The organism is Mesorhizobium sp. W067 (assembly GCF_054719525.1).
Map to the genome: position 1 here is coordinate 3604122 of NZ_JBTTII010000001.1, position 16605 is coordinate 3620726.

16 protein-coding genes and 1 tRNA gene are annotated in these 16605 nt (G+C 62.5%); 8 read left to right on the plus strand and 9 right to left on the minus strand.

All coding sequences use genetic code 11. The annotated features are described in order from the left end of the window. Positions 1-7: 7 nt before the first annotated feature. Positions 8-4774, minus strand: a complete 4767-nt coding sequence (gene gltB, locus ACYG97_RS17545; protein ID WP_023733484.1) for a glutamate synthase large subunit — start codon at positions 4772-4774, stop codon at positions 8-10. 508 nt (positions 4775-5282) lie between these two features. Here gltB and ACYG97_RS17550 point away from each other — a divergent pair. Together ACYG97_RS17550 and ACYG97_RS17555 are read left to right on the plus strand one after the other, a co-directional pair. Next, entirely contained in the window at positions 5283-6332 is a 1050-nt protein-coding gene (locus ACYG97_RS17550; protein ID WP_023686416.1) for a threonine aldolase family protein, read from the plus strand. 18 nt (positions 6333-6350) lie between these two features. Next, a complete protein-coding gene (locus ACYG97_RS17555; RefSeq protein WP_023733485.1) occupies positions 6351-7247 on the plus strand; it encodes an MBL fold metallo-hydrolase in 897 nt (298 codons plus the stop codon). On the opposite strand, the gene ACYG97_RS17560 is transcribed toward ACYG97_RS17555, so the two are convergent. Both ACYG97_RS17560 and ACYG97_RS17565 read right to left on the minus strand, forming a co-directional pair. Continuing rightward, entirely contained in the window at positions 7244-8008 is a 765-nt protein-coding gene (locus ACYG97_RS17560; protein WP_023733486.1) for a sulfite exporter TauE/SafE family protein, read from the minus strand. The genes ACYG97_RS17555 and ACYG97_RS17560 overlap by 4 nt on opposite strands. Positions 8009-8165: 157 nt before the next feature. Continuing rightward, positions 8166-8633 (minus strand): Hsp20 family protein, encoded by a 468-nt coding sequence (locus ACYG97_RS17565; protein ID WP_023671202.1) that lies wholly within the window; start codon positions 8631-8633, stop codon positions 8166-8168. Positions 8634-9091: 458 nt separating this feature from the next. Here ACYG97_RS17565 and ACYG97_RS17570 point away from each other — a divergent pair, with 458 nt between their 5' ends. The 4 genes from ACYG97_RS17570 to ACYG97_RS17585 all read left to right on the plus strand — a co-directional run bounded on the left by ACYG97_RS17570 (position 9092) and on the right by ACYG97_RS17585 (position 11583). Further along, the gene (locus tag ACYG97_RS17570; protein WP_023691769.1) at positions 9092-10051 is read left to right on the plus strand and encodes an alpha/beta fold hydrolase; all 960 of its coding nucleotides are present in this window, start codon (positions 9092-9094) and stop codon (positions 10049-10051) included. Between the two features lie 161 nt (positions 10052-10212). Next, positions 10213-10383, plus strand: a complete 171-nt coding sequence (locus ACYG97_RS17575; protein ID WP_023683236.1) for a hypothetical protein — start codon at positions 10213-10215, stop codon at positions 10381-10383. A gap of 3 nt (positions 10384-10386) precedes the next feature. After that, complete coding sequence (locus tag ACYG97_RS17580; protein ID WP_023733487.1) at positions 10387-10626, plus strand: DUF1127 domain-containing protein; 240 nt, start codon at positions 10387-10389, stop codon at positions 10624-10626. A 126-nt stretch (positions 10627-10752) separates the two neighbouring features. Further along, positions 10753-11583: a helix-turn-helix domain-containing protein gene (locus tag ACYG97_RS17585; protein ID WP_023733488.1), complete on the plus strand. Its 831-nt coding sequence runs from the start codon at positions 10753-10755 to the stop codon at positions 11581-11583. Between the two features lie 12 nt (positions 11584-11595). Here ACYG97_RS17585 and hisN read toward each other — a convergent pair whose 3' ends face one another. Then, positions 11596-12369, minus strand: coding sequence for a histidinol-phosphatase (gene hisN / locus ACYG97_RS17590; RefSeq protein ID WP_023733489.1), 774 nt, complete (start codon positions 12367-12369; stop codon positions 11596-11598). 335 nt (positions 12370-12704) lie between these two features. Next, entirely contained in the window at positions 12705-13646 is a 942-nt protein-coding gene (locus ACYG97_RS17595; RefSeq protein ID WP_023733490.1) for an N-formylglutamate amidohydrolase, read from the minus strand. Positions 13647-13810: 164 nt separating this feature from the next. Here ACYG97_RS17595 and cpdR point away from each other — a divergent pair, with 164 nt between their 5' ends. Continuing rightward, positions 13811-14173 carry a cell cycle two-component system response regulator CpdR gene (cpdR, locus tag ACYG97_RS17600; RefSeq protein ID WP_023671195.1) on the plus strand — a complete coding sequence of 121 codons (363 nt, stop codon included), beginning with the start codon at positions 13811-13813 and terminating at the stop codon, positions 14171-14173. 114 nt (positions 14174-14287) lie between these two features. After that, a tRNA-Val gene (locus ACYG97_RS17605) sits at positions 14288-14362 on the plus strand. Between the two features lie 207 nt (positions 14363-14569). Here the strand turns inward: ACYG97_RS17605 and ACYG97_RS17610 are convergent. The 4 genes from ACYG97_RS17610 to ACYG97_RS17625 form a co-directional block, all read right to left on the minus strand. After that, on the minus strand, positions 14570-14857 hold the full coding sequence (locus ACYG97_RS17610) for a DUF982 domain-containing protein (protein ID WP_245260785.1): 288 nt from the start codon (positions 14855-14857) through the stop codon (positions 14570-14572). Between the two features lie 115 nt (positions 14858-14972). Continuing rightward, on the minus strand, positions 14973-15395 hold the full coding sequence (locus tag ACYG97_RS17615; protein ID WP_348626130.1) for a DUF982 domain-containing protein: 423 nt from the start codon (positions 15393-15395) through the stop codon (positions 14973-14975). Positions 15396-15460: 65 nt separating this feature from the next. Further along, positions 15461-15925, minus strand: a complete 465-nt coding sequence (locus ACYG97_RS17620; protein WP_023671192.1) for an Hsp20 family protein — start codon at positions 15923-15925, stop codon at positions 15461-15463. Positions 15926-16331: 406 nt separating this feature from the next. Then, positions 16332-16538, minus strand: a complete 207-nt coding sequence (locus ACYG97_RS17625) for a hypothetical protein (RefSeq protein ID WP_023733493.1) — start codon at positions 16536-16538, stop codon at positions 16332-16334. Positions 16539-16605: the final 67 nt, after the last annotated feature.

The window sequence follows — 16605 nt, forward strand, 5'->3', positions numbered from 1 at the left end:
GAAAAACCTATTCCGCCGCCACGCCCATGCGCATGCGTTCCATCTCGATCAGCGCGCGGCGGTATTCGACCGGCATGATCTTGCGGAATTTCGGCCGGAAGGTCGTCCAGTCGTCGAGTATCTCGCGGCCGCGTACCGAACCGGTGAAATGGACGTGGTTCGAGATAAGCTGGTAAAGCCGTTCCTCGTCATGGGTGGTCATGTCACCCGAGACGTCGACGCGACCCTTGTGGTCGAGGTCACCGCCATGATGCAGCAGCCTTTCCATCAGATCGTCTTCTTCCGGAACCGGCTCCAGCTCGACCATCGCCATGTTGCAGCGCGCGGCGAAATCGCCGGCCTCATCCAGAACATAGGCCACGCCGCCCGACATGCCGGCAGCGAAGTTGCGACCGGTCTGGCCGATGACGACGACGATGCCGCCGGTCATGTATTCGCAGCCATGATCGCCGACGCCTTCAACGACGGCGGCGACGCCCGAATTGCGCACCGCGAAGCGCTCGCCGGCGACACCTGCGAAATAGGCCTCGCCCTCGGTCGCGCCATAGAGGACGGTGTTGCCGACGATGATCGATTCCGCCGCGACGATCGTGGACTCCTCCGGCGGCCGGATGACGATGCGTCCGCCCGACAGGCCCTTGCCGACATAGTCGTTGGCCGCACCGACGAGATCGAACGAGATGCCGCGCGCCAGGAAGGCGCCGAACGACTGGCCGGCGGTGCCGGTCAGCTTCACCTGGATCGTGTCCTCGCGCAGGCCCTTGTGCCTGAAGCGCTTGGCGACTTCGCCCGACAGCATGGCGCCCGTGGAGCGATCGACATTGCGGATGTCGACCTCGATCTTGACCGGCTGCTTGCTTTCGAGCGCGGGCTTCGCCAGTTCGATCAGCTTGCGATCGAGTACATCGTCGATCGGGTGTTTCTGCCGTTCGGTCCAGTGCACCGCCTCATGCGGCGCGCCCGGCTTGAAGAACATCTTGCCGAAATCGAGCCCACGCGCCTTCCAATGCTGGATCATCTCGCGCTTTTCCAGCAGGTCGCTGTCGCCGATGATCTGGTCGATATGGGTGTAGCCCATCTCGGCCAGCAGCCCCCTCACCTCTTCCGCAACATAGAAGAAGAAGTTGATGACATGCTCGGGCGTGCCCTTGAAACGCTTGCGCAGAACCGGGTCCTGCGTCGCGACGCCGACCGGGCAGGTGTTCAAGTGGCACTTGCGCATCATGATGCAGCCGGCCGCGATCAGCGGCGCGGTCGAGAAGCCGAACTCGTCGGCACCGAGCAGCGCACCGATGATGACGTCGCGCCCCGTGCGCAAGCCACCATCGACCTGCAGCGCAACGCGCGAGCGCAGCCCGTTCAGCACCAGCGTCTGGTGCGTCTCGGCTAGGCCCATTTCCCACGGGCTGCCGGCATGCTTGAGCGAGGTCAGCGGCGACGCGCCGGTGCCGCCATCATAGCCGGAGATGGTGATGTGGTCGGCGCGCGCCTTGGCGACGCCCGCCGCGACCGTGCCGACACCGACTTCCGACACCAGCTTTACCGAGACATCGGCCGCCGGGTTGACGTTCTTCAGATCGTAGATCAGCTGCGCCAGATCCTCGATCGAATAGATGTCGTGATGCGGCGGCGGCGAGATCAGGCCGACGCCAGGCGTCGAGTGCCGGACCTTGGCGATGGTGGCGTCGACCTTGTGGCCGGGCAGCTGGCCGCCCTCACCGGGCTTGGCGCCCTGCGCGACCTTGATCTGCATGACATCGGAATTGACGAGATACTCGGCGGTGACGCCAAACCGCCCCGAGGCGACCTGCTTGATCGCCGAACGTTCGGGGTTCTTGCTGCCGCCGGGCAGCGGCAGATAGCGGTCGGCCTCTTCGCCGCCCTCGCCGGTGTTCGACTTGCCGCCGATCTGGTTCATGGCGCGCGCCAGCGTCGTGTGTGCCTCGCGCGAGATCGAGCCGAACGACATCGCCCCGGTCGAGAAGCGCTTGACGATATCGGCCGCCGACATCACGTTCTCTATCGCCACCTTCTTGCGGCCGGTCTCTTCCGCAAGCTTGATCCTGAACAGGCCGCGTATGGTCTGGGCACGGGCCGTCTCGCTGTTGATCTGCGCGGAATACTCCTTGAACGTCTCCCACGAGCCCTGACGCACGGCGTGCTGCAAGGTGGCGACGGCGTCGGGCGACCACATATGGGCTTCGCCGCGCATGCGGTACATGTATTCGCCGCCGACCTCGAGGCTGTTGCGCAGCACCGGATCGTTGCCGAAACCGTCGGTGTGGCGGCTGAGCGTCTCGGCCGCGACCTCGTCCAGGCCGACACCTTCGATCAGCGTCGCTGTGCCGGTGAAGTACTTCTCGACGAAATCCGACTTCAGCCCGATGGCGTCGAATATCTGCGCGCCGCAATAGGACTGATAGGTGGAGATGCCCATCTTCGACATCACCTTGAGGATGCCCTTGCCGATCGACTTGATGTAGCGCGAGACCACCTCGTAGGCGTCAACCTCAGCCGGCAGTTCGCCACGCTTGTGCATGTCGAGCAGCGTATCGAAGGCAAGGTAGGGGTTGATCGCCTCGGCGCCGTAGCCGGCGAGACAGCAGAAATGATGCACTTCGCGTGGCTCGCCGGATTCCACGACCAGGCCGACCGCGGTGCGCAGACCCTTGCGGATCAGATGGTGGTGCACGGCAGCCGTCGCCAGCAGTGCCGGAATGGCGATACGGTCGGGACCGACCTGGCGGTCGGACAGGATGATGATGTTATAGCCGCCGGCGACAGCGGCTTCCGCCCGCTCGCACAGACGTTCGACCGCGCCCTGCATGCCGGCAGCGCCCTCGCTCGACCCGTAGGTGACGTCGATGGTCTTGGTGTCGAAACGGTCCTCGGTGTGGCCGATCGAGCGGATCTTTTCCAGATCGCCATTGGTCAGGATCGGCTGGCGCACTTCGAGCCGCTTGCGGCGCGAATTGCCGACCAGGTCGAAGATGTTCGGCCGCGGCCCGATGAACGACACCAGGCTCATCACCAGCTCCTCGCGGATCGGGTCGATCGGCGGGTTGGTGACCTGGGCGAAATTCTGTTTGAAATAGGTGTAGAGCAGCTTCGACTTGTCCGACATCGCCGAGATCGGCGTGTCGGTGCCCATCGAACCCACGGCTTCCTGGCCGGTGGTCGCCATCGGCGACATCAACAGCTTGGTGTCTTCCTGCGTGTAGCCGAAAGCCTGCTGGCGATCGAGCAGGGTGACATCCTTGCGCAGCGCGCGCGGCTCGACCGGCTTCAGATCCTCGAGGATCAGCTGCGTGTTGTTGAGCCAAGTCTTGTAGGGATGCCTGGTGGCGATCTCCGACTTGATCTCCTCGTCGGAAATGATGCGGCCCTTGGCGAGGTCGATCAAAAGCATGCGGCCGGGCTGCAGCCGCCACTTCTTGACGATCCTCTCCTCCGGCACCGGCAGCACGCCGGCCTCTGACGCCATGATGACGCGGTCGTCGTCGGTGACGATGTAGCGCGCCGGCCGCAGCCCGTTGCGGTCGAGCGTGGCGCCGATCTGGCGGCCGTCGGTGAAGGCGACCGCGGCCGGCCCGTCCCACGGCTCCATAAGCGCTGCATGGTATTCGTAGAAAGCCTTGCGATCGGCATCCATCAGCTTGTTGCCGGCCCAGGCTTCCGGGATCAGCATCATCATGGCGTGGCTGAGGCTGTAGCCGCCCTGGAACAGGAATTCGAGCGCATTGTCGAAGCACGCCGTGTCGGACTGGCCGTCATAGGAGATCGGCCACAGCTTGGAGATGTTGTTGCCGAACAGTTCGGAATCGACCGAGGCCTGGCGCGCCGCCATCCAGTTGTTGTTGCCGCGCACCGTGTTGATCTCGCCATTATGCGCGACCATGCGGTAGGGGTGCGCGAGCTTCCATGACGGGAAGGTGTTGGTCGAGAAGCGCTGGTGGACGAGGATCAGCGCGGTCTCGAAACGCGGATCCGACAAATCCTTGTAATAGGCGCCGACCTGGTAGGCCAGGAACATGCCCTTGTAGACGATGGTACGCGCCGATAGCGACACACAGTAGGCGCCAATATCCTTGTTGTTGTTCTCGGCGTAGATGCGGCCGGAAATCACCTTGCGCAGCAGGTACAGCCTGGCCTCGTATTCCTCGTCATCTGGAATGTCCGATGTGCGGCCGATGAAGACCTGGCGATGGAACGGTTCGGAGGCCGCAATATCGGGCGCCTTCGACAGCGATGAATTGTCGACCGGCACGTCGCGAAAGCCGAGCAGCGGCAGCCCTTCTGACTGCGCCGATTCGGCGATGATCTCTTCGATATGGGCGCGCAGTGCCGCATCCTGCGGCATGAACCAGTGGCCGACGCCGTATTGGCCTGCCGCCGGCAGTTCGACGCCCTGGGCCGCCATCTCTTCGCGGAAGAAATGATCGGGAATCTGCACCAGCACGCCGGCGCCGTCGCCCATCAGCGGATCGGCGCCGACAGCGCCGCGATGCGTCAGGTTTTCGAGCACGAAGAGCCCGTCCTTGACGATCTGGTGCGACTTCACGTTCTTCATGTTGACGATGAAGCCGACGCCGCACGCGTCATGCTCGTTGCGCGGATCGTAGAGACCCTGCGCGGCCATGCCATTGGTGGTCAGGCCATTGGTGGTCAGGCCGTTGGTGGTCTGGCCTTCTTTGGTCAGAACGGTATTTTTAACGGCTGCCGCTTTCGTCTCCGCGGCCTGGCCGATAATCGCAGATGGCGTCAGTTCCGTCATCGTCCTGTCCTCCGTTCCGGCCCCTTGCACGTCTAGCATTTGGGGCGCTGGTCTACCTTGGGAAGCGACTGGCTTCCGCTCTCATCTTGCGGCACGTCTTTTCGAAATCCTTGGCGGACCGTGCGGTGCACCGCCGGTTCGTATCCGGTATCGTACAGGCCACAGCCGAGCCGTCTACCCGTCGCTCGCGGCAACGGCCGGAGTGGCCCAAATGATACGCCAATCCAGCCTGACTTGTGCGACAAAATAAGACAGCACTACTGTCCTAAATTTTTATGTCAGAAATCCTGGGCGTACACAAGACCGATTCACCAAATTCTTGGACGTTTGGCGACAGAAAATTACGTCGGGCGCTGTCGAAACGAAATTTCGGTCCCGGCACTCCTTCGTGATCGCCTTTGGCTTTACCGCTTTTTCAGCCCTTGGCCCTTGCGCGTCAAACCCCGAAACGGCCATGGTCGCGCTCTTGTCGCAACCAGACTTTCTCAACCAGACAGGGACTTTCCTGATGTTCTTTGCATCCGACAACTGGGCGGGCGTCCATTCCAACATTGCCGCCGGGCTGTCAGCCAACGCCGGCGGCTTTTCGACCGCCTATGGCGATGGCGATCTCGACCGCGCCGTCTACCAGCGTTTCAGCGAGATCTTCGAACGCGAGGTCGCGGTGTTCTTCGTCGCTACCGGCACGGCGGCCAACTCGCTGTCCCTGGCCGCTTACAACAAGCCCGGCGGCATTTCCTTTGCGCACCGCGAATCGCACATCATCGAGGACGAATGCGGCGCGCCGGAATATTTCAGCGGCGGCTCGCGTCTCCATGCTGTCGACGGCGCCCTGGGCAAGATCGACCCGCACAATCTTGAACGGGCCGTCGCCCGTTTCGCACCCGAAATCGTCCATTGGGGACGCCCGACGGCCGTCTCGATCACCCAATCGACCGAAGTCGGCACAGTGTACGGGCTCGACGACATTTCCACCATTTCGGAGATCGCCAAACGCTTTTCCCTGCCGCTGCATATGGACGGCGCCCGTTTTGCCAACGCATTGGTCGCGCTTGAGACGACGCCGGCCGAAATGACCTGGAAGCGCGGCGTCGATATCGTCTCGTTCGGCGGCACCAAGAACGGCTGCTGGTGCGCCGAAGCGGTGGTGCTGTTCGATCTAGACCGCGCCAAGGAGCTGTCCTTCCTGCGCAAGCGCGCCGCACAGCTGTTCTCCAAGTCGCGCTTCATCGCAGCGCAGTTCGACGCCTACTTCACGGACGGCCTGTGGCTGGACACGGCCCGTCATGCCAATGCCATGGCCGCGCGCCTGGCGGCTGCGATCGAGGATTCGGCAACGGCTAAGCTCGCTTGGTTGCCGCAGGCCAACGAGGTGTTCGCGGTGATGAAAAAGGCGGAAGCCGAAAGGCTGCAATCCGTCGGCGCCGCCTTTTACGACTGGCACCGGCCGCACGGCTTCGACGGCCATGTCGGCGAGGACGAGTTGCTCTATCGCTTCGTCACCAGCTTTGCCACGACTTCAGATGAGGTCGATCGCTTCGGCCAGATGATCGCCTGAACCCGCGAGACCGCGCCAATGACAAAGCCACCTCTCGGCTCAACCATGCGGCTGGTTCGCCCGGCGCCAAACGTGCTCGGCTTCTACGATGGCCGCGTTGACGGCGTTCGCGCCTGGTCGGACGAGCCGAACTGGCTGGACGACGGCGCCTATGCCCTCGGCATCTGCACCTATGCGATCGTCGACGGCTCGCAGGCGCTTGTCTACGACACGCATATTTCGCTGCCTCACGCGCGCTTCATCAGGCAGACGCTCGAAGACATGGGCGCAACATCGATCCGGGTCGTGCTCAGCCACTGGCATGACGATCATATTGCCGGCAATGAGGTGTTTCAGGATTGCGAGATTATCGCCAACACGCTCACCGCCTCGGCGCTCGCGAACAACCGGGCTGAGATCGAAAGCGGTGTTCCACCGATCAAGCCTCTCGTGCTGCCGAACAGGACCTTCGAAGGCAGTCTTGACCTCGCCGTTGGATCAATCGCCGTCGAACTGCGTCAGGTCGAAATCCACAGCCATGACGGCACGGTGCTGTTCATGGCTGGGATCGGCCTGCTGCTGGCAGGCGACACGCTGGAGGATCCGATCACCTTTGTCAGCGAGGCGGATCGGCTGGCGCAACATCTGGTCGATCTCGAACGCATGAGCGGGTGGCCGATAGACCGCATCTTGCCCAATCACGGCTCGCTCGAAGCGATTGAGCGAGGCGGCTACGACAAAGGCCTCATCGCCGCCACGCAAGCCTACGTTCAAAAACTGCTTCGCTGCCGGCATGAGCCTGATCTTGCGAAGCAGGATCTGAAAACCTTCGGCGCCGACATGTTCGCCACGGGCGCGGTCGAGTACTTCGCGCTGTACGAGCCCGTCCACCGGCAAAACGTCGAGGCCGTTCTCGCAACCGGCACCGGTCGCTAAGCAAGGAAAGGCCGCGCCAAAAGCTCGAGGCCAAGCAAGATCAGGAAAATAAGAAACCAGCGCCGGAAGGTCGCCGGGCTGATCCGCTGCCGGAGCAACTGTCCGAGCCACATGCCGAGCAAGGCCGGCGCAACCGCCAGCGACGACATGGCGACATGCCCGACCTGGAACGCGCCGTGCGAGGCAAGGCCGGCAGCGAGCGCGATCGTCGACACGGTGAAGGACAGGCCGAGCGCCTGGATCAGATCGTCACGGCTCAAGCCCAGCGCCTGAATGTAAGGTACAGCGGGCACGACGAACACGACGGTGCCGCCGGTGACGAGGCCGGTAAGGAAACCGACGATGGGCGACGACCATCGCTCGGCTGACGCGGGAACCGTCAACTGCCGCGCCAGCAGCGTATAGACGGCATAGACGATCAGCGCCGCCCCGAGGCCGGCCGTCGTCCATTTGACATTGTCGCTGGCCAGCAGCCATGAGCCGGCCAGCGTGCCGGCGACGATGCCGACCATCATCAGCCACAGCCGCCTGAGGATCCAGCCGAAGCTCGGGCCGGCAAACAGCTGCCAGATATTGGTGACGAAGGACGGCACGATCAGCAGCGAAGCCGCGGCGACCGGCGGCATGATTGTGCCCAGCAGCCCCATCGCCAACGTCGGCAGTCCCATACCGGTAACGCCCTTGACGATGCCGGCCAGCAGGAAGGTCACCGCAATGGTTGCCGTTAGGGCCAGGGAAAAATCAGCCGAGAGATCAGACATCGCCCTTCATGGGAAGACGGCGCCCGCCGCAAAAGAGCCAGAACTCTTCGGTTGGGGTGACAGAGGCTGCGGCGAAAAAAAGCGGCGCCTCGCGGCGCCGCTTTCGTCTCGGGAGGAGACGCTTTCAACCTTGGGCGTTGTGACGCCGCCGTCTTGATCACGCGGCGTTCTTGGCCTCGATCTGCTTGGCGTTGGCCGAAGAGGCGGTAATCGCGATCTTGCGCGGCTTCAGCTCCTCGGGGATGTTGCGCTTAAGGTCGACGAAAAGCAGGCCGTTCTTCAGGGTGGCGCCGACGACCTCGACATGGTCGGCAAGCTGGAAGCGGCGCTCGAACGAACGCGAGGCAATGCCGCGGTAGAGCAGCTCGGAGCCTTCGCCATTGCCCTCTTCCTTGCGCTCACCCTTGACGGTCAGCACGTTGCGGTGGGCTTCGATCGAAATCTCTTCGTCCGAGAAGCCGGCAACCGCCATCGAGATGCGATAGGCGTCCTCGCCGGTGCGCTCGATGTTGTAGGGCGGATAGGTCTGCGCGCCATCGGGCTGGGCCAGCGAGTCGAGCATGGTGAACAGGCGGTCGAAGCCGACGGTCGAGCGATAGAGCGGGGAAAAATCAACGTGACGCATGAGGTGTTCTCCTGTTGAGCAACATGTTTGCGTGTGGCCGGTGCGAAACCCTGGAAAGGCGTTTCGGGTGGACCAGCAGCCCCGACATCGGCGGCTGCATCCGACATTTGGGGAGCGCAAAAGCGCATTTCAAGGATTTTTGAAGAGCGCCAATCGAGGCGTCGATGAACGGCAGATGAACCGCTGCTTCGGCGCCCGTTCAGCCGGCCGGCGCTAGAGTGCCCCCAGGATAAAGAACCAGGCGGCGCCGGATGAAAGCGCCGCGACGAGGCCGACCGGGTGTAACGTCCCTTCCTCCCGGATCGACAGAGGCCGGAAGCACGCCGCCGCAGGCTGCTTCCGGCCTTGCTTGTCGTTCGTCCGCCCCCTTGGCGTCCTCCCTTTGCTTTTCATCCATTGGCGTCTATCACCATGCCGACGCCCTGCCGGGTGAGACACCACGAAGACGCAAGCGCCTAATGACGGATCTCTTCCATCCCACGCCAGGCAATCCGCCGCCGCAAAATGTCGCCGGCGGCTTTTTCACCACGCGCGACGGCAAGAAGATCCGCTACGGCCTGTTTGCCGCGGTCACCCGGCCGCTGAAAGGCACCGTCGTGCTGCTGCCCGGCCGCAACGAGTGCATCGAGAAGTATTTCGAAACCATCCGCAACCTGACCGACCGCGGCCTCGGCGTCGCCACGCTCGACTGGCGCGGCCAGGGCGATTCCGACCGGCTGATCGCCGATCCGCAACGCGGCTATGTCCGCTCTTTCTACGATTACACCGGCGACCTCGAACAGTTCTTCGAGGATATCGTGCTGCCCGACTGCCGCGGCCCGTATTACATCCTCGCCCATTCGATGGGCGCCGTGATCGCGCTGCTCGCGGCGCCGTCGATGGTCAACCGGGTGCGTCGCATGGTGCTGATTGCGCCTTTCCTGACGGTGCCCGACTCGCCCGTGTCGGCAAAAACCGCGCGCCGCGTCTGCTCGATATTGTGCTTTCTCGGCCTCGGCCGGCTCTACGCCGCCTGGGGTCCGCGTCCCAGGGAAACCCTGCCCTTCGCCCTCAACAAGGTGACATCGGACCCCGGGCGCTATCAGCGCAACACGAAAATCTACGAGCACTATCCGCAACTGGCGCTCGGCGGGCCGACGATCCGCTGGCTGCAGGCGGCAATCAAGGCAGGCGAAGCCATCAGCGAGCCCGACTTCATGGCCAGGATCCAGGTGCCGCTGCTGATGATCGCCGCCGGCGCCGATCAGGTCGTCTCGACCAAGGCCGTGGAAGCCTATGCCAGGCGTCTGCGCCTCGGCTCGCTGCTGATGATCGATGGCTCGAAACACGAGATCCTGCAGGAGGCCGATGTCTATCGCGAGCAGTTGCTCGCCGCCTTCGACGCCTTCATACCCGGCAACGACGACCCCACAGCCTGATGCCGCCGGCGCTGCATGTTGCGGCGCCTTGAGCTTGTGCCTGCTGACAGCCTTCTGTCAGGAGCAGCGCCGGCAGCACCCAAAGAGCTAAAGATTCTGACAGCCGGTGCCGCCCCGGAATGCTCATCTCTCCGCGTACTGAACGCCAAGGAGATGACGTCATGACCGAGAAAACCTGCGCTGCCTGCGATTGCCAGCTGGACGCCAACCCGATCCGCGTCAAGGTCGGCGGCAAGACCGTCGAGGTCTGCTGCGAGGAATGCGCGATTGCGCTGAACGAAGCCGGCGCCTCGGTGGCCGGCGCATCAGTGGCCGGCAACGGGGAAGCCTGAGCGATGCGCCCCGATCATGCAGCGGCGGCGCAATGCCTCGCACATCAGCCGACAACTCAAACCGCGACCTTCTGGCGGTCCTTGCGGACACAAGGCATCGCGGCGGCCAACTGGATCGGCCGTCAACTGGAAAGGCGCCGAAGCCGCCTTGCCTTGCTCGAAATGACCGACGAACAGCTCAAGGACATCGGCCTGTCGCGCAGCGACGCTCACTGCGAATACATGCGCCGTTTGTGGGACTGAGCCATGGCCGTTACGAAGGGCCCGCCAGGTGAAGTCTCCTGACAGGTTTGGACGGGCCAATCGCCTAATGTGCCGGAGCAGCTTTCGGTGCAAGGGTAGAATGCCACGGCCATGTCTCAGCTCACCATGTCGCAGTTCACGGTACAGACGCTTCTGGACACCGGCACCGTCAGGGTGAGGGATGTCGTCTGCGGCGGCGAATGCCGGCACAAGAGCGAAGAAGAGTGCACCGCTGCCACGCATCTTGTGTTTCCCTATCGCGGCGTCTTCGTGCGCCATGTCGGCCGCAACGATGCGGTCGCCGAAGCCAACCAGTTGTTGTTCTTCAACAACGCCGAAGGCTACCGGATCAGCCATCCCGTCGAGGGTGGCGATTCCTGCCTCGATCTCGTTGTCGAGGAGGCGCAACTGCAGGAGTTGACGCCGAAGGAGCAGTTGCGCTCGGGCAGCGCCGTGGCGTTTCGTCGTCAGCGCCGCCGCATCGACCCGCGGGCTCAGGCGCTGGTGGCGGTGCTGCGCCACAGCCTGAGCCGCAACATTGCCGAAACGCTGGAGGCCGAAACCCTTGCGCTGACGCTGGTGCGGCGCTCCCTCGGCGAGCGCACCTCGCATGCCGCCGGCGCCAGCGCTGGCCGGCAGAAGCTGGTCGATCGCGCCAAGCTCGTCCTGTCCTCGGATCTTTCGCGGCGCTGGACGCTGGCCGAGATCGCCGCTGAAGTCGGGGTATCACCGGTTTATCTCACGCAAGTTTTCCAGCAGGTCGAGGCGATGCCGCTCTATCGCTACCATCTGCGCCTGCGGCTGGCGCGCGCGCTCGACCTGCTTGGCCGCTACGACAATCTGACCACGCTCGGCCTGGACCTCGGCTTCTCCAGCCACAGCCATTTCAGCTCAGCGTTCAGGCAGGTCTACGGGCGAACGCCGGCGGAATTCCAGCGCTCGATCAAGCCGCGCTGATCGGGTCGACTATCAGCCGCGCAGGGCTGCCATTGCAGCCGCGTGAAGCTCCGGCGTTGCGGCGGCCAGGATGTCGCCGCCCTTTTCCGCCGGACCGCCCTCGAATGTGGTGATGACGCCGCCGGCCTTTTCGATGATCGGGATCAGCGCCACGATGTCGTAGGGTTTCAATCCGGGATCGGCGACGATGTCGACGCTGCCGGACGCGATCATGGCAAAGGCGTAGCAATCGGCTCCGTAGCGGGCGAGCTGGATCTGTTTCTCGAACGCGTCGTAGCGGGTGCGCGCCTCGCCCTTGAAAAGCGCCGGCGTGGTGGTGAACAAGGTCGCCTCGTCAAGCTTCGTCCTCTTGCGGGTCGACAGCTTCCGCGGCCCACCGGGGCCTTCGTAGTGGGAGCCGGAAGCGTTGGCGTAGAACAGCTCGCCGGTGAACGGCTGCGCCATCATACCGGCGACGGCGTCACCGTCGACCGTCAATCCGACCAGCGTTCCCCACACCGGCAGGCCTGAGATGAAGGCGCGGGTACCATCGATCGGATCGATCACCCAGACATGCCTTGAGGAGATGTTTTCGCTGCCATGTTCTTCGCCAAGGATACCGTGATCGGGATACTCAGCCGAGATCAGCGCCCGGATGGCGCGCTCGGCCTCGCGGTCGGCCTCGGTGACCGGGTCGAAACTGCCTTTTTCCTTGTTGGCCACCGCGCCCTGTGCGCGGAAACGCGGCAAGGTTTCAGCCGCCGCCGCTTGCGCGATCCGGCGCATGAAATCGATGCTGATGTCCACGTGATTCTCCCGCATTGCAGAGTGCCAACCCGGTCTGCAGGCACTTTCCCGCCAAAACAAGCCGGTTTATCGATTATTAGAGACATCAGCGTTGCCGAAATGTCACACATCGGCGCCACCGAAACGCATTTTCACATCAGAGTGAATTAAAAAAGCGTGGGATCGATTGACATTTGTGCATCGCACAATAAATTTGTTCTCGGACAGGTTTTCCTGTCCATGCCCTCCTTGGGCGTTTCCTCCCTAGACTTCGACCGTGTCGTGCAAACGATGCGGTCTTTTTTTACGCTGCGGGATGGCCAGCGCGGGATCTCATGAACAGCCGCCGCTCGGTGTTATTCGGCGGCCAGCGGCAGGTCTATGAAGTGGTGGTCGGGCATCGCCATCAGGTCGGCCGAAAAGCGCGCCATATCGTCGGCCAGCGCATCGAAGCCGGCCGATTTCTGGAACGTCCGCTCATTCATGTAGAGGCCGCGATTGACCTCGATCTGCAGCGCATGCAGATGGCGCGCCGGCCGGCCGTAATGCTCGGTGATGAAGCCGCCTGCATAGGGTTTGTTGTGGGCGACGGTGTAGCCCATGCCGATGAGCAGGCCGATCGCCGTCTCGGTCAGGGCTGCCGTGGCCGAGATGCCGAAACGGTCGCCGACGATGAAATCCGGCCGCAGGCCGCTGTCGCCCACCCTGATGCTCGCCGGCATCGAATGGCAGTCGATCAGCACGGCATAGCCGAACCTGGCATGGGTTCTGGTCAATAGCCGCTTCAGCGTCTCGTGATAGGGTTTGTAGACCGCCTCTATGCGCTGGACGGCCTCCGCCAGCGGCAGACGGCCGGAATAGATGTCGAGCCCCTCACCCACCAGCTTGGGCACGGTGCCGAGCCCGCCGGCAACGCGCGCCGAGCGGATGTTGCAGAAGGACGGCACCGGCTCGGCGAACATGCGCGGGTCGAGTTCCCAGGGTTCGCGATTGACGTCGAGATAGGCGCGCGGAAAATTCGCCGCCAGCATCGGCGCGCCCAGCGCCACCGCGCCGCCGAACAGTTCGTCGACATAGCAATCCTCGGAGCGGCGGATGGCGCTCCGGTCGAGCCGCGCCATGGCCAGGAAGCGGTCTGGATAATAGCGGCCGCTATGCGGTGAGTTGAAGACGAAGGGAACGCGCTGCTCGGCGCCCGATCGGATTTCGAAGGGTGGAACGACCGAAAAATCTTCGGCTGCCGTCGTCAATTTGAACGAACCCGGAAACAGCAATGCATCATGATGGGAAACTGCCACCTCATCGGCCGCATGTCCAGCATTTCGGCATGTCAGGAACCCCGTCAAATCAGGATTAATGCCGCCAACGTTCACTTGATGTTTACCGTCAGCTCCTCATATACAGGATGGTTAACGGGCTTGCCGGACGGCAGGCTTGGCTGGGGTGATTCGGACGGGACAAGATGGCACGCATTCTGCTGGCGGAAGACGACGACGACATGCGCCGGTTCCTGGTCAAGGCACTGGAGCGGGCCGGCTACCACGTCAGCGATTTCGACAATGGCGCCAGCGCCTACGAGCGGCTGCGCGAAGAACCTTTCTCCCTGCTGCTGACCGATATCGTCATGCCGGAGATGGACGGCATCGAACTCGCCCGCCGCGCCACCGAGATCGATCCCGACCTCAAGGTGATGTTCATCACCGGTTTCGCGGCCGTCGCGCTCAACCCCGATTCCAAGGCGCCGAAAGACGCCAAGGTGCTGTCCAAGCCCTTCCACCTGCGCGATCTCGTCAACGAGGTCGAAAAAATGCTGCAGGCCGCCTGAAGCGCGGACGGTGTGATCTCGCCGCTTCGTCGGCGGCGCGACAAACGAGCCCTTCTTTCCCTTTTCCGGCTATTGACGCGCTGGACCAAAAATGGTGTATGCGCGGCTTCGGATGGGCGTGTAGCTCAGCGGGAGAGCACTGCATTGACATTGCAGGGGTCACAGGTTCAATCCCTGTCACGCCCACCATCCTTTCGATAACTTAGCCAAGCCCGTTTTTGGCGCACCCCTTCGACGACTTAGCCGGTAAGGCGGCCACCGCTTATGGCAGCCGCCTCGTGTTTGTGGACATTCTAATGCATGGCGCTCAAAAGTGGCCCCGGTTTTGAGACTACGACATGCATAAAAACAAAGACCTAAAGCGCGTCGTCTGAGTCCGTTCAAACGCGACGCGCTTTAGACGTGGTGCGGGCTTAGCGTCCTTGAAGGCGCAGGCTCGATGCCGTCCTCCACAAGAATATCCTTCTTGCGAGCGAACGCGACGAAGACGCCTCGTGCTGTCTCGGGTTCCACATCACCAATCAGAGCGGCTTTGCAAGCGCGAATAGCAGCTCTCTGCTCCGGGCTGTTGCCACACCATTCGGCTGCGAATTGATAGGCATCCGCGACCGTGTTGAGTTGGCGGGGAAAGCCCAAGCCCACCCACACCCGGACCGGCTTTTCAAAAGGTTTCGATAGCATCATGACCTCCTTTCCTAATGCATGTCACCCAGAAGTGTGCCGCGGGTCTGGGACAACGACATGCATCAAAACAAAGACTTAAAGCGTGTCGCATGAATCGGTTTCAGCGCGACGCGCTTTAGGCAGTCACTCCTCCGCCTTCGCCACCTCTGCCCATCATCCACGGCATTGTCGTGGATGCTTCTTCAAGGATTCTGGCTGCTTTCGCAAAACCGCTGAACGCGTCTCTGGCTGCGGAAAGCGGATAATCGCTATCGAAAGCTCGCTGGCAGGCCCGCAATGCGGTTTGGTGAATGGGGCCGCGCCTGTCCTTTGGCCATTCATAGAGGAACTCCAGAGCATCCTCGAGACACGTGATTTCCTGAACAAGGTTGTCGCCGCTTTTCACGAAAACGGCGCTGTCGAACATCCGATCGTTCATATGATCCTCCAAATCGAACGAACCATTGAGTTTCATGGTTTGCGCGGTCCAGGCCAACTGCGGGCGCGCGACAGAGGCGCGCCAGTACGTCCTGCAGTGATCATCTTCGTTTCTCCGCAATCACAGCCTCCCGGCCGAAAACCGGGAGGCGGACCCGCAGTTCAAAGTGTGACAGATCGACAGGATTACGCGGCTTTACGCGCGCGGTCCGTGTCTTGCGTGATCTGAGTGGCGGCCGTCGGCGTGTCGCCCACGCCGATGCTGATGCGGCGCGGCTTCAGCTCTTCGGGAATCTCGCGGACAATGTCGATCGAGAGGAGGCCATTCTCCAGTTTGGCTGCCTTGATCTTCATGTGGTCGGCAAGCTTGAACGTCTGCCTGAAACTGCGGTAGGCGATGCCCTGGTGCAGCAGCTGGCGTCCGCTCTGATCATCAGCTTTCTGGCCTACCACGACCAGTTCGGGTCCATGCTGGGTAAGCTCGACCTCATCCTGGCTGAAGCCTGCGATGGCCATCGAGATACGGTAATCGTTCTCGTCGACCTTCTCGATGTTATAGGGCGGCCAGTCTGGACGCGTGCCGCTGTCGAGCATGTCGAAAAGCCGGTCGAAACCGACGGTGGTCCGATAGAGGGTATCAAAGGTTCTCATAGCCACATCCTCCTTGAAGCAACATGGGTACAAGGGCGCCGCCCCAGCGGCGCCGCCATTTTGCCGAGCCTTATGGCCTTGGCGGAAATCGAATTAGGAGGCGCCCCAAATGAGTTCAAGAGCATCTCGAAATTTTTTTGTGGCCATCCTTGGCATCGTCGGAAAGCAGAAATCTGAGTTTCTCCGGGACCTTCTCTTCGAACATTCGAACAGCCCGTTGAAGTACAGATCCGGCGGGAAGTTTTCGCGCGATCTGCGCGACCGCATCGTCTACTGCCCCGCCGTCCCGTTTCGTATTCAAATGCCGGCCAGCAAGGAACCGGGTAGCGGCCTTCCGATCCGTAAATCCACCCTGTCGGAGGGCGAAAGCGTCCCGGCACGTGACGGGACGTTTCAGGCTCGCGGATCACTGCGGCCGCGGATCGGGCCTGTCGGGCTTGTCATGAGGGGTGTTGTTGCCTTCACGGCACGGTGTGCCGATGCCGCAGCATTGGCCGTTGTAGGTGACACCGGGCTTGGTCTTCTCGCATTCCCTCGGCGGTGCCGTCTGACACCCTGCCAGCACCGAAACCGCGATGGCGGCGAGAAAGACGTTTCTTGAAGTGATAAACATTGACGTTCTCCTTGATGGACCGTGTTTGCTACACACCGCTTGGTCGCGGGCGGCAGCGAAATGGTTC

Bases quoted from the DNA above. Each gene is read 5' to 3' on its own strand.
- cpdR (WP_023671195.1), top strand. From the start codon at position 13,811: ATGGCACGCATTCTGCTGGCGGAAGACGACGACGACATGCGCCGGTTC.
- ACYG97_RS17575 (WP_023683236.1), top strand. From the start codon at position 10,213: ATGACCGAGAAAACCTGCGCTGCCTGCGATTGCCAGCTGGACGCCAAC.
- ACYG97_RS17565 (WP_023671202.1), bottom strand. From the start codon at position 8,633: ATGCGTCACGTTGATTTTTCCCCGCTCTATCGCTCGACCGTCGGCTTC.
- ACYG97_RS17570 (WP_023691769.1), top strand. From the start codon at position 9,092: ATGACGGATCTCTTCCATCCCACGCCAGGCAATCCGCCGCCGCAAAAT.
- ACYG97_RS17610 (WP_245260785.1), bottom strand. From the start codon at position 14,857: ATGATGCTATCGAAACCTTTTGAAAAGCCGGTCCGGGTGTGGGTGGGC.
- ACYG97_RS17580 (WP_023733487.1), top strand. From the start codon at position 10,387: ATGCGCCCCGATCATGCAGCGGCGGCGCAATGCCTCGCACATCAGCCG.
- ACYG97_RS17560 (WP_023733486.1), bottom strand. From the start codon at position 8,008: ATGTCTGATCTCTCGGCTGATTTTTCCCTGGCCCTAACGGCAACCATT.
- ACYG97_RS17620 (WP_023671192.1), bottom strand. From the start codon at position 15,925: ATGAGAACCTTTGATACCCTCTATCGGACCACCGTCGGTTTCGACCGG.
- ACYG97_RS17555 (WP_023733485.1), top strand. From the start codon at position 6,351: ATGACAAAGCCACCTCTCGGCTCAACCATGCGGCTGGTTCGCCCGGCG.
- ACYG97_RS17550 (WP_023686416.1), top strand. From the start codon at position 5,283: ATGTTCTTTGCATCCGACAACTGGGCGGGCGTCCATTCCAACATTGCC.
- ACYG97_RS17625 (WP_023733493.1), bottom strand. From the start codon at position 16,538: ATGTTTATCACTTCAAGAAACGTCTTTCTCGCCGCCATCGCGGTTTCG.
- ACYG97_RS17585 (WP_023733488.1), top strand. From the start codon at position 10,753: ATGTCGCAGTTCACGGTACAGACGCTTCTGGACACCGGCACCGTCAGG.
- gltB (WP_023733484.1), bottom strand. From the start codon at position 4,774: ATGACGGAACTGACGCCATCTGCGATTATCGGCCAGGCCGCGGAGACG.